Annotated in this window: 1 protein-coding gene; it reads right to left on the reverse strand. The window is 42.1% G+C overall.

Features of this window, described 5'->3' with window-relative positions; all coding sequences use genetic code 11:
* On the reverse strand, positions 1 to 1103 hold a 1103-nt coding region (locus GUB10_RS15865; RefSeq protein WP_193712430.1), incomplete at both ends, for a hypothetical protein.

Below are 1103 nucleotides of genomic sequence, written 5' to 3' on the forward strand. Positions count from 1 at the left end.
TGTACGGTGGTTACCGAAATAGTCCCGGTGGTATCTTCACAAGTTGGTTGCTGCGCAATACTTGCTTGCGGCTGCGCCGGAGTTCCCAGGTTTTCTATGATTACCAAAGCTTCAGAAACAGACTCACAATCGCCATTGTTTGCCTGTACAAAATAAGTACCTGCACCTAATCCGTTGAATTCTCCATTTGCAATCGAATTATTTAATGGATTTTGGTTTTCATCTAAAAGCGTGTAAGTAATTCCCTGTACGGTCGTTATCGAAATAGTTCCGGTGGTATCCTCACACGTTGGTTGTTGTGAAATATTTGCCTGTGGCTGCGCCGGAGTTCCTAAATTTTCTATGATAACCAAAGCTTCAGAAACAGACTCACAATCGCCATTGTTTCCCTGTACAAAATAAGTTCCAGCATCTAATCCGCTGAATTCCCCGTTAGTAATTGAATTATTTAATGGATTTTGATTTTCATCTAAAAGGCTATAGGTAATTCCCTGTACCGTAGTTACCGAAATAGTCCCGGTGGTATCCTCACACGTTGGTTGTTGTGAAATATTTGCCTGTGGCTGCGCCGGGGTTCCTAAATTTTCTATGATAACCAAAGCTTCAGAAACGGACTCACAATCGCCATTGTCTGCCTGTACAAAATAAGTACCTGCACCTAATCCGCTGAATTCACCATTTGCAATCGAATTGCTTACCGGGTTTTGATTTTCATCTAAAAGCGTATAAGTAATTCCCTGTACCGTAGTTACCGAAATAGTCCCGGTAGTGTCTTCGCAACCTGGTTGTTGTGAAATATTTGCCTGTGGCTGCGCCGGGGTTCCTAAATTTTCTATGATAACCAAAGCTTCAGAAACGGACTCACAATCACCATTGTCTGCCTTTACAAAATAAGTACCAGCATCTAATCCGCTGAATTGACTGTTAGTAATCGAATTATTTAATGGATTTTGGTTTTCATCTAAAAGAGTATAAGTAATTCCCTGTACGGTGGTTACCGAAATAGTCCCGGTGGTATCTTCACAAGTTGGTTGCTGCGCAATACTTGCTTGCGGCTGCGCCGGAGTTCCCAGGTTTTCTATGATTACCAAAGCTTCAGAAAC

The sequence above is a fragment of the Salegentibacter sp. BLCTC genome, from assembly GCF_015143665.1.
GTDB classification, from domain to species: Bacteria; Bacteroidota; Bacteroidia; order Flavobacteriales; family Flavobacteriaceae; genus Salegentibacter; species Salegentibacter maritimus.